At 65.4% G+C, this 13,295-nt stretch carries 10 protein-coding genes; 5 read left to right on the plus strand and 5 right to left on the minus strand.

Features of this window, described 5'->3' with window-relative positions:
- Window positions 1–8: 8 nt before the first annotated feature.
- Window positions 9–992, minus strand: coding sequence for a threonine/serine dehydratase (locus DCM79_RS23770; RefSeq protein ID WP_257176605.1), 984 nt, complete (start codon window positions 990–992; stop codon window positions 9–11).
- 27 nt (window positions 993–1,019) lie between these two features.
- On the opposite strand from DCM79_RS23770, the gene DCM79_RS23775 reads away from it, so the two are divergent.
- Together DCM79_RS23775 and DCM79_RS23780 are read left to right on the plus strand one after the other, a co-directional pair.
- Window positions 1,020–1,322 carry a helix-turn-helix transcriptional regulator gene (locus DCM79_RS23775; RefSeq protein ID WP_257176606.1) on the plus strand — a complete coding sequence of 101 codons (303 nt, stop codon included), beginning with the start codon at window positions 1,020–1,022 and terminating at the stop codon, window positions 1,320–1,322.
- A gap of 140 nt (window positions 1,323–1,462) precedes the next feature.
- The gene (locus tag DCM79_RS23780) at window positions 1,463–2,092 is read left to right on the plus strand and encodes a glutathione S-transferase family protein (RefSeq protein ID WP_257176607.1); all 630 of its coding nucleotides are present in this window, start codon (window positions 1,463–1,465) and stop codon (window positions 2,090–2,092) included.
- Between the two features lie 329 nt (window positions 2,093–2,421).
- Here DCM79_RS23780 and metH read toward each other — a convergent pair whose 3' ends face one another.
- The gene (metH, locus tag DCM79_RS23785; RefSeq protein WP_257176608.1) at window positions 2,422–6,270 is read right to left on the minus strand and encodes a methionine synthase; all 3,849 of its coding nucleotides are present in this window, start codon (window positions 6,268–6,270) and stop codon (window positions 2,422–2,424) included.
- Window positions 6,271–6,276: 6 nt separating this feature from the next.
- On the minus strand, window positions 6,277–7,197 hold the full coding sequence (metF, locus tag DCM79_RS23790) for a methylenetetrahydrofolate reductase [NAD(P)H] (RefSeq protein WP_257176609.1): 921 nt from the start codon (window positions 7,195–7,197) through the stop codon (window positions 6,277–6,279).
- Window positions 7,198–7,605: 408 nt separating this feature from the next.
- Here metF and DCM79_RS23795 point away from each other — a divergent pair, with 408 nt between their 5' ends.
- Complete coding sequence (locus tag DCM79_RS23795; protein ID WP_257176610.1) at window positions 7,606–8,622, plus strand: LLM class flavin-dependent oxidoreductase; 1,017 nt, start codon at window positions 7,606–7,608, stop codon at window positions 8,620–8,622.
- Between the two features lie 127 nt (window positions 8,623–8,749).
- Here DCM79_RS23795 and DCM79_RS23800 read toward each other — a convergent pair whose 3' ends face one another.
- Together DCM79_RS23800 and DCM79_RS23805 are read right to left on the minus strand one after the other, a co-directional pair.
- Window positions 8,750–9,610: a prephenate dehydratase gene (locus DCM79_RS23800; RefSeq protein ID WP_257176611.1), complete on the minus strand. Its 861-nt coding sequence runs from the start codon at window positions 9,608–9,610 to the stop codon at window positions 8,750–8,752.
- A gap of 21 nt (window positions 9,611–9,631) precedes the next feature.
- Window positions 9,632–10,372 (minus strand): 3-deoxy-manno-octulosonate cytidylyltransferase, encoded by a 741-nt coding sequence (locus tag DCM79_RS23805; RefSeq protein WP_257176613.1) that lies wholly within the window; start codon window positions 10,370–10,372, stop codon window positions 9,632–9,634.
- Between the two features lie 246 nt (window positions 10,373–10,618).
- On the opposite strand from DCM79_RS23805, the gene DCM79_RS23810 reads away from it, so the two are divergent.
- Together DCM79_RS23810 and DCM79_RS23815 are read left to right on the plus strand one after the other, a co-directional pair.
- The gene (locus tag DCM79_RS23810; RefSeq protein WP_257176614.1) at window positions 10,619–11,173 is read left to right on the plus strand and encodes a cytochrome c family protein; all 555 of its coding nucleotides are present in this window, start codon (window positions 10,619–10,621) and stop codon (window positions 11,171–11,173) included.
- Window positions 11,174–11,384: 211 nt separating this feature from the next.
- Window positions 11,385–13,286 (plus strand): extracellular solute-binding protein, encoded by a 1,902-nt coding sequence (locus DCM79_RS23815; protein WP_257176615.1) that lies wholly within the window; start codon window positions 11,385–11,387, stop codon window positions 13,284–13,286.
- The last annotated feature ends 9 nt before the right edge of the window (window positions 13,287–13,295 follow it).

A 13,295-nucleotide genomic window follows, 5' to 3' on the forward strand; every position in this document is an offset into this window, starting at 1 on the left:
CCCCGCCATCAGCTATCGAAATTCACCGCCGTCGTATTCGCCCCGCAAAGCAGAACCGCGACACGCTCGCCCGGCTCCGGACGATAGCGGCCGGAGAGAACCGCGGCAAAGGCGGCGGCGCCGCCGGGCTCGGCGACGAGGCGCAGGTGCGACCACAGGGCGGCCTGGGCCTGCCGGATCGCATCGTCGCTGACCAGGACGACGCGCTCGACATGGGCGCGCGCGACCGGAAACATCAGGTCGCCGACGCGTCGCGGCGCAAGACTGTCGGCGGCGATGCCTCCGGCCGGCGCATCGACCGGGGCGCCCGCCTCGAACGCGCTGTGCAGGGTTGGCGATTGCTCCGGCTCCACCGCGACGATGCGCATCCTGCCGCCGTACCATGCCGCAATGCCGCCGATCAGCCCGCCGCCGCCGACCGCCACCAGCAGCGTGTCGATGCCGGGAGCATCCTGCTCCAGCTCCAGTCCGACGCTGCCCTGGCCGAGCAGGGTCTCGGCCTGATCGTAGGCATGAACCGCCAGCGCGCCGGTCTGCGCGACATGCGCCTCGCTTGCGGCGAGCGCATCGGCGTAGCGGCTGCCCGCGATCACGAGCTTCGCGCCATAATTTCTGATCCGCTCGGCCTTGGCCGGCGAGGTGATGTCGGGCACGAAGATCGTGGCGGGAACGCCGAGCCGCTGCGCCGCATAGGCGACGGCCGCACCGTGATTGCCGCCGGATGCGGCGACGACGCCGGCCCGCGGCACCTCCCGCAGCAGCAGATTGGCGAAGGCGCCGCGCGCCTTGAACGATCCGGAATGCTGCAGCATCTCGAGCTTGAACGTGACCGGCGCGGCCGGCAGACCGAAATCGGCGAGATCGGCCTGAACAAGCGGCGTGCGCCTGATATGCGGGCGTATGACCGGCTCGGTCGACGCGATCCGCTCCCGCGTGATGTCCATTGTCGCTGTCATGATGCCACGCAGAATAGCGCATCGACGAGTTGACATCAATTAGGTAATTAGCAAAATGGCTAAATGAAATTTGCCCTCGCCCTGCGTGCGCTCGCCAACGAACGCCGCCTGCAGATCCTGGAATGGCTGCGGGATCCGCGGAAGCATTTTCGCGAGCAGGCTGATGGCGACCTGGTCGAGGACGGCGTCTGCGGCTTGCTGATCGCCGAAAAGCTCGGCGTCAGCGCCCCGACTGTGAGCGAGCACATGCGGGTGCTGACATCAGCCAAGCTGGTGCGCGCCAAGCGGATCAAGCAATGGACGATGTACAAGCGCAACGAGACCGCCATCGCCGCGATCAAGCGCTCGATCCAGGACGGTCTTTGACGGATGGCGAGTGAGGGCATCGCGGGCGTCGTTGCGGCCGGCGCAATGCTCCATTTCCGAGATAATTGTTGCGCCGCACCGAGCCGGTCGTGGAGACTGATCGGCCCTGCCTTGTTCAACGATTGAGAAGAGCGCGAACCATGTTCCTGATCGGCCAATATGATTCCCCCTTCGTCCGCCGCGTCGCGATTGCGCTGAAGCTTTACGGGCTTCCCTTCGAGCACAGGCCGTGGTCGACCTTCGGCGATGCCGACAAGATCGCGCCGTACAATCCGCTGCGCCGGGTACCGACCCTGGTGCTCGACGACGGCGAGGCGCTGATCGAGAGCACGATCATTCTCGATTATCTCGACGACCTCGTCGGCGAGGCCAAGGCGATGCTGCCGCGCGCCGGCGTTGAGCGGCGCAGGCATCTGCGCATCTGCGCGCTGGCCTCCGGCCTCGGCGACAAGGCGGTCAGCCTGCTCTACGAGCGCGTGCTGCGAAAGGAGCAGCTCGCGCTCTGGGTCGAGCGCTGCCAGGCGCAGATCGGCGACGTGCTCGGCGTGCTGGAATCAGAGCGGGCCAAGGTGACGACGCCGTACTGGCTGGGTGACCGCATCGGCCACGCCGACGTCGCGGTCGCCTGTGTCGTTCGCTTCACCCGCGAAGCGCATCCGCAGCTGTTCGACGCCTCGCGCTATCCGGCGCTGTCGGGGCACGCCGAGCGTTGCGAGGCCTTGGCACCGTTCCAGGAGATCGTGCAGCCCCTGGCGCCGCCGAAGGGGTGAGGGACCCCGTGTCCCGGACGCGGCGCAGCGTGCAACGCTGCGCTGCAGAGCCGGGACCCAGGTGGCACGGATTGCTGGGAGACGTGGGCCCGGCTCTGCAGCGCATCACTTCGTGCTGCGCAGCGTCCGGGGCACGAGATCGAGAGGAGGCGAAAGGCACTTGCATCCGTGGGGGTTGCCAGGGCCACACAGCAACCGATGATGCCATCCTACCCCTGTTTTGCCCGACGCCGCAAAGCGGCTTCGACACGGCCGAAATTACTCAACCTTTTCAACCCCATTCTACTGTGCATGGGGTTGTTTTCGCACTTTTTGTTTGGCGGACAGGCCTACCCCGCCCCCGCGCGCTTCTTCTGCCAGACGAGGTGCACCGCGCAGGTGCAGCCCGGCGGATGCGAGGCGAGATTCTCCGGGGTCTCGTCGTTCGCCGGCTTGGCCGCAAAGGTCTTGTCGGCCTGCTGCGACGGGATGTAGTTCAGCACCGGAGCGAGCCAGCGCTCGGTCTCCGCGACGCTCATGCCCTTGCGCGCGGCATAGTCCTCGACCTGGTCGCGCTCGATCTTGCCGACGCCAAAGTAATAGCTCGCGGGATTCGCGAAGTAGAGGCCCGAGACCGAGGAGCCCGGCCACATCGCAAAGCTCTCGGTCAGCTTCACGCCGGCGGTGGCTTCGGCGTCGAGCAGCTCGAACAGCGTCGCCTTTTCGGTGTGGTCGGGCTGGGCGGGATAGCCCGGCGCCGGGCGGATGCCCTGATACTTCTCCAGGATCAGCTCCTCGCTGGAGAGCGCCTCGCTAGGTGCATAGGCCCAGAACTCGCGGCGCACGCGGGCATGCATGCGTTCGGCAAAGGCTTCGGCAAGGCGGTCGGCCAGCGCCTTGCACAGGATCGAGGAATAATCGTCGTTGGCCATCTTGAAGCGGTCGGCGACCGCGTCCTCGCCGATCCCGGCGGTGACGACGAAGCCGCCGACATAGTCCGGCACGCCTGCGGGCGCGACGAAGTCGGCCAGCGCCGCGTTGAAGCGGCCTTCGCGCTTCTCCAACTGCTGGCGCAGCGTGTGCAGCGTCGCGATTGTCTTGGTCCGGCTCTCGTCGGCATAGACCACGATGTCGTCGCCATCTGCATTGGCCGGCCAGAAGCCGATCGTCGCGCGGGCCCGGAACCACTTCTCCTTGACGATGGTGTCGAGCATCTTGCGTGCATCGTCATAGAGCGAGCGCGCGACCTCGCCGACCTTGGCATCGTCGAGAATGGCGGGGAAGCGTCCCGCGAGCTCCCAGGTCTGGAAGAACGGCGTCCAGTCGATGTAGTCGATCAGTTCGGCGAGGTCGTAGTCGTCGAAGCTGCGGATGCCGAGGAAGGTCGGCTTCACCGGCTTGTTGGCGGCGAAATCGACCGGCACGCGGTTGGCGCGGGCGTCAGCCAGCTTCAGCCGCTTCTTGTCGGCTTGCGCGCGCAGATGCGCCTCCGAGATCTTGGCGTATTCGGCGCGCACCTCGGCGGCATAAGCCTCGCGCTTCTCCGGCGAGAGCAGCGAGGACGCAACGCCGACGGCGCGGCTGGCGTCGTTGACATGCACGACGGGGCCGGCGCGGTAGCTCGGGTCGATCTTGACCGCCGTATGCACGCGGCTGGTGGTGGCGCCCCCGATCAACAGCGGCAGCTTCAGGCCTTCGCGCTGCAATTCGCCGGCGAAGAACGCCATCTCGTCGAGCGAGGGCGTGATCAGGCCCGAGAGGCCGACGATGTCGGCCTTCTCCGCCTTCACGGTCTCGACGATCTTGGCCGCGGGCACCATCACGCCGAGGTCGATGACCTCGAAATTGTTGCACTGGAGCACGATGCCGACGATGTTCTTGCCGATGTCGTGGACGTCGCCCTTGACGGTCGCAAGCACGATCTTGCCGGCGGACGAGGAGCCCTCGGTGCCGATGCCGTTGGCGAGGTTGCGCGCCTTCTCCTCCTCCATGAACGGCATCAGCCAGGCCACCGCCTGCTTCATCACGCGCGCGGACTTCACGACTTGCGGCAGGAACATCTTGCCGTCGCCGAAGAGGTCGCCGACCACGTTCATGCCGGCCATCAGCGGGCCCTCGATCACGTCGAGCGGGCGCGAGGACGTCTTGCGGGCTTCCTCGGTGTCCTGCTCGATGAATTCGGTGATGCCGTGCACCAGCGAATGCGACAGTCGCTTCTCCACCGGCCACTCGCGCCAGGCGAGATCGGCCTCCCTGCTTTCCGTCTTCTTGCCGCGGAATTTCTCGGCGAGTGCCAGGAGCCGCTCGCTCGCGCCCGGATCGCGGTTGAGGACGACGTCCTCGCAGGTCTGGCGCAGCTCCGGATCGATGTCGTCATAGACGATCATCTGCCCGGCATTGACGATGCCCATGTCCATGCCGGCCTTGATGGCGTGATACAGGAACACCGAGTGCATGGCCTCGCGCACCGGCTCGTTGCCGCGGAACGAGAAGGAGAGATTGGAGACGCCGCCCGAGACATGCGCGCCCGGCAGGTTCTGCCGGATCCAGCGCGTCGCCTCGATGAAGTCGACGCCGTAATTGTTGTGCTCCTCGATGCCGGTCGCGATCGCGAACACGTTCGGATCGAAGATGATGTCCTCAGGCGGGAAGCCGACCTTGTTCACCAGGATGTCGTAGGCGCGCTTGCAGATCTCGGTCTTGCGCGCGAACGTGTCGGCCTGCCCGACCTCGTCGAACGCCATCACCACCACGGCCGCGCCGTGGCGACGGGCGATCTTGGCCTCGTGAATGAACTTCTCCTCGCCCTCCTTCATCGAGATCGAGTTGACCACCGGCTTGCCCTGCACGCATTTCAGGCCGGCCTCGATCACCGAGAATTTCGAGGAATCGACCATCACGGGGACGCGGGCGATGTCGGGTTCGGCGGCGACGAGGTTGAGGAAGGTCACCATCGCCGCTTCGGAATCGAGCAGGCCCTCGTCCATGTTGACGTCGATGATCTGCGCGCCGTTCTCGACCTGGTCGCGCGCGACCTGGAGCGCGGCGGTGTAGTCGCCGGCGGTGACCAGCTTGCGGAAGCGGGCGGACCCCGTGACGTTGGTGCGCTCGCCGACGTTGACGAAGGGAATAGCACTCGTCAGCACGAACGGCTCGAGGCCGGACAGCCGCAGGCGCGGCTCGATCTCGGGAACGATGCGCGGCTTGTGCGGGGCGACGGCCGCTGCAATCGCCGCGATATGGTCCGGCGTGGTGCCGCAGCAGCCGCCGACGATGTTGACGAGGCCGTCGCGGGCGAACTCGCCGATCAGCCGCGCCATGTACTCCGGGCTCTCGTCATACTGGCCGAATTCGTTGGGCAGGCCGGCGTTGGGATAGGCACAGACCAGCGTATCGGCGACGCGGCCGATGTCCGCGATATGCGCGCGCAGATCCTCGGCGCCGAGCGCGCAGTTGAAGCCGATGGTGACGGGCTTGGCGTGCCGCACCGAATTCCAGAACGCCTCCGGCATCTGGCCCGAGAGCAGGCGGCCGGACTTGTCGGTGATGGTGCCCGACACCATCACGGGCATGTCGATGCCACGCTCTTCGGTGATCTCGGCGATCGCATAGAGCGCCGCCTTGGCGTTCAGCGTGTCGAAGATGGTCTCGACAAGCAGGAGGTCGACGCCGCCGTCGAGCATGCCGCGGATCTGCTCGCCATAGGATTTGCGCAAGTCGTCGAAGGTGACGGCGCGATAGCCGGGATTGGAGACATCAGGCGAGATCGAGGCGGTGCGGTTGGTCGGGCCGATGGCGCCCGCGACGAAGCGCGGCTTGCCGTCCTCGGCCTCGACGCGCCGTGCGGCGTTGCCGGCGAGGCGGGCGCCTTCACGCGCCATCTCGTAGACGATGTCGGCGAGGTCGTAGTCGGCCTGCGCGATCGACGTGGTGGAGAACGTGTTGGTCGCGACGATGTCGGCGCCGGCGCGCAAATAGGCGGCGTGGATGTCCTCGATCGCCTGCGGCTGGGTCAGGATCAAGAGATCGTTGTTGCCGCGCAGGTCGCGATGGAAGTTCTTGAAGCGCTCGCCGCGGAACGCTTGCTCGTCGAGCTGCAGATTCTGGATCATCGTGCCCATGGCGCCGTCGAGCACCAGGATGCGCTCGCGCGCGGCGTTGAGCAGGGCAGTTCGCTTGGCGGAAACGGGGACGGTCATTTTCTCTCACGCAGCCTTCTGGACGCTCTTGGCGCGGATGCCGAGCAAATGGCAGATCGCGAACACGAGATCGGCGCGGTTCATGGTGTAGAAATGGAAGGTGTCGACGCCGTGCTTGGCGAGCTTTTGCACCTGGCCGGCGGCCACCGTTGCGGCCACCAGCTTGCGGGTCTCGGCATCGTCGTCGAGGCCTTCGAATTTCGCGGCGAACCAGTCCGGCACCGTGGTGCCGGCGCGGGTGACGAAATTGCGCGCCTGCTTGAAATTGTGCATCGGCATGATGCCCGGCACGATCGGAATGTCGATGCCGCGGGCGCGGACGCGGTCGAGATAGCGGAAGTAGAGGTCGTTGTCGAAGAACACCTGGGTGATCGCGCGCGTCGCGCCGGCGTCCACTTTGGCCTTCAGCGTGTCGATGTCGGCGTCGAAGTCGCGCGCCTCGGGATGCTTCTCGGGATAGGCCGAGACCGACACTTCGATATCGGCGTGCCGCTTCTTGATCCCGGCGACGAGTTCGGCCGAGCTCTGGTAGCCGTCGGGATGGCTGGCATAGGGCGTGCCGATGCCGCCGGCGGGATCGCCGCGCAGGCCGACGATGTGGCGGACGCCGACCTCGTGATAGCGGTCGACGATCTCGTCGATCTCGCCGCGCGAGGCGCCGACGCAGGTCAGGTGCGCCGCCGGCAGCAGCGCGGTTTCCTTCAGGATCCGGGCGATGGTCGCATGGGTGCGCTCGCGGGTGGAGCCGCCGGCGCCGTAGGTCACCGAGACGAATTTCGGGTCGAGCAGGGCGAGCCGGTTGATGGTCTCCCAGAGATTGCGCTCCATCTCCTCGGTCTTCGGCGGAAAGAACTCGAAGGAGATCGCAGGCCGCTTCAGGTGCCCGTCTTGCCCGTCGGCCCGGGCAGGAATCGTCAGATCGGTCATGGCCCCACTCACTCCAGCTTTGCCGCCGCCAAAGTCTCGGCGCCGGATTCGGCGGCCGACGGTCAGCTCACATGGCGCCCAAGATAAGCCAAAGGCGACTTGATCGACAGCCCATCGGGAATGGGAAGTGGCCCACTTCTGTCAATTTTTCCGGAATTATCGGTCGCGTATGGGTGCTAGTGGGATTACCCGTTCTCCATTAAAATCATTAAATATCAATATATTACGTAGGGGTGGAGCCGAGATGTGGTTAGTTTCAGTCGGTGGGCAAGTCGATACGATCGTTATCTAGATCTTAATTGGCCCATCGGATCGCCTCCGGCTGCTGCATCTGCTCGCGCCGGCACAAGTCAGACCTGCACAGCCGCCCCATTGCCGCCACGCGGCCGTCCACTACGTTAGGCCGCCATGATCCCGCTCTCCGTTCTCGACCTCTCCGTCGTCACCACCGGCACCAAGCCTGCCGCGGCGCTGCGCAACAGCATCGATCTGGCGCGCCATGTCGACGGCCTCGGCTATGTCCGCTATTGGCTCGCCGAGCATCACAACCTCGCCTCGGTCGCGAGCCCTGCGCCCGACCTCATGATCGGCCAGATCGCGGCGGTGACGAAGCATATCCGCGTCGGCTCCGGCGGGGTGATGCTGCCCAACCACGCCCCGTTGGTGGTAGCCGAGCGCTTCAAGATGCTGGAGGCGCTGTTTCCCGGCCGCATCGACCTTGGCCTCGGTCGCGCGCCCGGCACCGACGGTGCGACGGCTTACGCGCTGCGCAGCCGACTCGATCGCCGCGAGGGCGACGATTTTCTGGAGCGGCTGCACGAACTGATCCTGTGGCAGACCCGCGAATTCCCCGCCGGGCATCCCTACAACAACGTCGTCGCCATGCCCGACGATACCGCCCTGCCGCCGATCTGGCTGCTCGGCTCCAGCGATTATTCCTCGGAGTTGGCCGCACAGATCGGCATGGGCTTCGCCTTCGCCCATCACTTCGCCTCCCACGATGCGGTCGATGCGATGGTGCATTACCGCAATCGCTTCCAGCCCTCGGCCTGGCGCGCGAGCCCGCACGCGATCCTCGCGGTCGCCGCCATCGCAGCCGATACCGATGAGGAGGCCGAACGGCTCGCCTCTTCGTTCGACCTCAACCGGCTGCGCCGCGACCGCGGTCAGTATCTGCCGCTGCCGAGCGTCGAGGAGGCGCTGGCCTATCCCTACTCCGACGCCGAGCGCACCTCGATCCTGCGCAACCGTTCCCGCCTGTTCGTCGGCAGCCCCGCGACCGTGCAGAGGAAGCTGCAGCCGCTGATCGAGGCGAGCAAGCCGGACGAATTGATGGTCATCACCGCCGTTTATGATCACGAGGCGCGAAAAAGGTCGTATTCGCTGCTGGCGGAGGCGTTCGGGCTGACGAAGAGCGCGGCGTAGCGGTCTCGTGCCCCGGACGCAGCGCAGCGCTTCTTCAGCGGTGCGCTGCAGAGCCGGGGCCCATCGCAACCCCGTGTCTCGCGGCCTCCGGGTCCCGGCTCGCGCTTCGCGCGTCCGGGACACGAGACTAGTCCTGCTGCGATTCGCTGAACGTCGCGCGGAATGGATGGCCGGGATAGACGCCGACGATGCGGAATTCGCGCGAGAAGAATTTCAGCTCCTCGATGGCGAAGGCGAGGCCCTTGTCCTCGGGGTGGCCGTCGACGTCGGCGTAGAACTGCGTGGCGAAGAAATTGCCGTCGACCATGTAGCTTTCGAGCTTGGTCATGTTGACGCCGTTGGTGGCAAAGCCGCCGAGCGCCTTGTAGAGCGCGGCCGGCAGATTGCGCACGCGGAAAACGAACGTCGTGACCAGCGGACCCGAGCCCTGCGCGGCCCATTTCGGCTCGCGCGCCAGCACCACGAAGCGCGTGGTGTTGTGGGCCTCGTCCTCGATGTCCTCGGCGAGGATGTCGAGGCCATAGATCTTTGCGGCGAGGCGCGAGGCGATCGCGGCCACCGTCTTGTCCTTGCGCTCGGAAATGTCGCGGGCGCTGCCGGCGGTATCGGCGTGAACGATCGGCTTGATGCCGAGCTTGCGGATGATTCGGCGGCACTGGCCGAGCGCATGCACATGGCTCTCGACGCTCTTGATGTCCTCGACCCTGGTCCCCTTCACCGCCATCAACTGATGCCGAACGGGGAGAAACCATTCGCCGATGATGAAGAGACCGGAGGCCGGCAGGAGATGATGGATGTCGGCGACGCGGCCCGCCACCGAATTCTCGATCGGGATCATGCCGAGATCGGCCTCGCCGGACGAGATCGCCGACAGCGCGTCCTCGAAGGTGGCGCAGGGCATCGGCTCGGCGTCCGGATAGGCCTCGACGATGGCGATGTGGGAATTGGCTCCGGGTTCGCCCTGGAATGCGATCTTCATCTTGCTCATGATCGGCCTTGTAACAGCGGCTCAGGATTTGGAAAGGATGCTGCGGGCGGTTTCCAGGTCCGCCGGCGTATCAACTCCGCGGGGCACTGTATCCACGATGGTGAAGTCGATGCGCATTCCGGCCTCCAGCGCGCGGAGCTGCTCGAGTTTCTCCTGCAATTCCAGCGGAGACGGCGGAAGCGAGACGTAGCGCTCCAGCGCGGCGCGACGGTAGGCATAGAGCCCGATATGGTGGTAACGCGGTCCGTCGCCGTAAGGGGCCGTCGCGCGGGTAAAGTAAAGCGCGCGCATCCGCCTGCCGCCAAGCGAGGTTCCGATCGCCTTCACCACGCTGGGCGCGAGGTCCTCTTCCTCTGTATGGATCTGCGAGGCCAGGGTCGCGATGTCCACGGCCGGGTCTTGCAGGGGAGGCAGCACCTCACGGATGTTGTCGATCGTGATGGTTGGGAAATCCCCTTGCAGATTGACCACGATCTCGGCCCTTCCTTCCGGATCGAGCTTCTGCATGGCCTCATGGATGCGGTCGGAGCCGGAGGGGTGATCGGGGCGGGTCATCACCGCCTCGCCGCCATGGGCGGTGACGACCGAGGCGATCTCCGGCGTGTCGGTTGCGACCGCGACCCGGCCGATGGCGGCGGCCTCGGCCCGGCGCAGCACGTGCACGATCATCGGCAGGCCCGCGATATCGGCGAGCGGCTTGCCGGGCAGGCGGGTGGCGGCCATGCGGGCCGGGATCAGCACCAGGATGCGAGGATCGATCATGGGGTCAAGTTCTTGGGGTCAAGTTCTTGGAGCAAGGGTCTGGAAACGGGGCGTTTTTCGCGCCGAGCACGGGGGTGGGGACGAGCCTGAAGGCGGCTCGCTTATACGGGTTGCCAGACCCCGGGCAAACCGATATCTCAATGGCAAAACTCGGGGAAACGATAGCGAACGGTTGATTCTCCCGAGGCTCGTCCTGGCGGCCGCCCGGCCGCTCGATCCTTCTTGCGGTGTGGGGCCTGGCCGGAAATGGACTCTTTCGAACTCAATAAAATTCTCGGTGCCGTGCTCGGCACCTGTCTCTTCCTGCTGTTGACCAGCTTCACCGCGGGCGCGCTGTTCTCGCCCAAGATGCCGGAAAAGCCGGGCTTCGAGATTGCGGTGAAGGAAGATGCCGGCCACGGCAAGGAAGGCGCCGCTGCGGCCGCACCGTCCGAGCCGATCGAAAAGCTGCTCCAGACCGCCTCCATCGAGAAGGGCGCCGCCGCCGCCAAGAAGTGCGGCGCCTGCCACACCTTCGAGAAGGGCGGCCCGAATCGCGTCGGGCCGAACCTCTATGGCGTCGTCGGCGAGCCGAAGGGCCAGGGTCGTGGTGGCTTCAACTTCTCGGCCGCCATCAAGGCCAAGGGCGGCAACTGGACGTTCGACGATCTCAACAAGTTCATCGCCAATCCGAAGGGCTTTATCCCGGGCACCGCGATGGGCTTCGCCGGTATTGCCAAGGATTCCGAGCGCGCCGACGTCATCGCCTATCTGAATTCGCTGTCGGAGCATCCGCAGCCGTTGCCGACGGCCTCGAAGTAAGGCCTCAACAACCTGTCTTGGAAGAGGCGGCCAGGCTGAGAAGCCTGGCCGTTTTCGTACCCGGGCCTCCCGGTGAATTTATCGGGGCGTTTGGCCGCATCTGGCGGGCCGTCCGGCCCTTCAAGATGAGGAAAAAGCAACATATTCGGTCGAAACCTCGCCTATATTGGGAACTTAAAGGAGTAACCTCCTTCAAGACAGGGATGTTGATTTGGCCATTACCCGACGCGATCTCCTGCTCACAGGCACTGCGGCCGCAGCGCTTCCCGTCCTCGGTTCCGCGGCCGGCGTTCCCGCCATCGGCTCAGCGCAGGCGCAATCAGCAACTGAGCTGCCTTGGCGCCATGCGCTGTCGCTGTTCGGGAAGGTCAAGTACCCCGCTGATTTCAAGCGCTTCGACTACGTCAATCCGGAAGCGCCCAAGGGCGGCGTCGCCCGCCAGATCGCCGTCGGCACCTTCGACAATTTCAACATCGTCGTGTCGGGCGTGAAGGGGCAGGTCGCAGGTGCCGTCGCGTTCATCTACGAATCCCTGATGACGGCCTCGCTCGACGAGGTCTCGACCGAGTACGGCGCGCTGGCCGAGGCCGTCAGCCATCCCGACGATTTCTCCTTCGTCACCTACCGCTTGCGGCCGCAGGCCAAATGGCACGACGGCAAGCCAGTGACTGCGGATGACGTGATCTTCTCGCTCGATTCGTTCAAGAAGCACCACCCGATGTACTCGGCCTATTACAGCCATGTGGTCCGGGCGGAGAAGGTGGGCGAGCGCGAGGTGAAATTCGTGTTCGATGCGCCGGGCAACCGCGAGCTGCCGCAGATCGTCGGCCAGCTCACGGTCCTGCCGAAGCATTGGTGGGAGGGGACCGACGCGCAGGGCCGCAAGCGGGACGTTTCGGCGACGACGCTCGAAGTGCCGCTCGGCTCCGGTCCCTACCGGGTTAAGGACTTCGTTGCAGGACGGTCGATCGCACTTGAACGGGTCAAGGATTATTGGGGCCGCGACCTGCCTGCCAATGTCGGCCGCAACAATTTCGACGAGCTGCGCTACGAATATTTCCGCGACGCCACCGTGGCGATCGAGGCCTTCAAGGCCGACCAGGTCGATTGGCGCACCGAGAACAGCGCGAAGAATTGGGCGACCGCCTACGACTTCCCGGCCGTGACCGAAAAGCGCGTGATCCTCGAGGAATTCGTCAATCGCAGCTCAGGCGTGATGCAGGCCTTCGTGCCGAACCTGCGCCGCGGCAAGTTCAGCGACCCGCGCGTGCGCCGTGCGCTCAACTTTGCGTTCGACTTCGAGGAGATGAACAAGCAGATCTTCTACGGCCAGTACAAGCGCGTCAGCAGCTATTTCGACGGCATCGAGGAGCTCATGGCGACCGGCTTGCCGCAGGGCAAGGAGTTCGAGATCCTCGAGACCGTGCGCGCCCAGGTCCCACCCGAAGTCTTCACGACGGCCTACAGCAATCCGGTGGGGGGCAGTCCGGAGGCTGTGCGCGAGAATCTGCGCGAGGCGCTGCGCCTGTTCAAGGAAGCCGGCTACGAGGTGCGCGACCGCAAGCTGGTCGACGTCAAGACCGGCGCCCAGTTCACCCTGGAACTGCTGAACTCGGATCCGAGCTTCGAGCGGATCACCCTGTTCTACAAGCCGTCATTGGAGCGGCTCGGCATTGCCGTCAGCGTGCGGACGGTCGATCCGACCCAGTACGAGAACAGGACGCGCGAGTGGGATTTCGACATCGTCACCAACTCGTGGGGCGAGTCGCAGTCGCCGGGTAACGAGCAGCGCGAGTTCTGGTCGTCCAAGTCGGCCGATATCGCGGGGTCGCGCAATATCGCGGGCATCAAGAATCCGGCCATCGACAAGCTGATCGAGCGCTTGATCTACGCCACCGATCGCGATGATCTCGTCGCAGCCACCAAGGCTCTCGACCGCGTGCTGCTGTGGAATCACTACGTCGTGCCGCAGTGGACCTACAACAAGATCCGCACGGCGCGCTGGGACCGCTTTGGCCGGCCGGCTGAATTGCCGAGATACGGTCAGTCCGGCTTCCCGTTCATCTGGTGGTACGACGCAGACAAGGCGGCGCGGATCGCAAAGAAGTCGTGAAGGATATCC

The organism is Bradyrhizobium sp. WBOS07 (assembly GCF_024585165.1).
GTDB lineage: Bacteria > Pseudomonadota > Alphaproteobacteria > Rhizobiales > Xanthobacteraceae > Bradyrhizobium > Bradyrhizobium japonicum_B.